Origin of the sequence: Bradyrhizobium sp. NBAIM08 (assembly GCF_020193935.1) — a bacterium.
Taxonomy (GTDB): Bacteria; Pseudomonadota; Alphaproteobacteria; order Rhizobiales; family Xanthobacteraceae; genus Bradyrhizobium; species Bradyrhizobium yuanmingense.
Window position 1 is genome coordinate 1 of the sequence record NZ_JADYVR010000266.1, and the last position, 457, is coordinate 457.

General features: G+C 41.6%; 1 protein-coding gene. It reads right to left on the bottom strand.

Annotated features, from left to right (window positions below):
• The coding region (locus tag I6F37_RS39420; protein ID WP_225154291.1) for a response regulator at positions 1 to 457 on the bottom strand (457 nt) is incomplete at both ends.

Consider the following 457-nt stretch of genomic DNA (forward strand, 5'->3'; position numbering starts at 1 on the left):
GTATATATCCTGCATCGCTCGACTTCCGCCGATAACGCCTTCGTAGGAATTGCGCGAAGAAAGTTTGCCGCGCAGTTCTTTAATTTCTGCCGATTGTCGTTTGCGATCAATTGCCTTTTCAATAAGAAGCAATAACTCTTCAAATTCGATTGGTTTTTCAACATAGTGAAAGGCTCCGGCTTTGGTTGCTTCAATCGTTTTTTCTGTTGAACCAAAGCCGGTAATCATTATAATTTCCGTATCAGGCGAAATCTCTTTGCAGCGCCGAACCATTTCTATTCCGTCAAAATCGGGCAAATTGAGATCGGTCAAAATTATGTCAAACTCGGTTTCCGCAACGAAATTTATTCCTGTTTGTCCGTTTTCCGCAGTCGTAACCTCAAAGCCTTCTGCATCCAACTGAAATTTCATCAATTCCAAAGTTGCCACGTCGTCATCAATTACAATTGCCTTATAT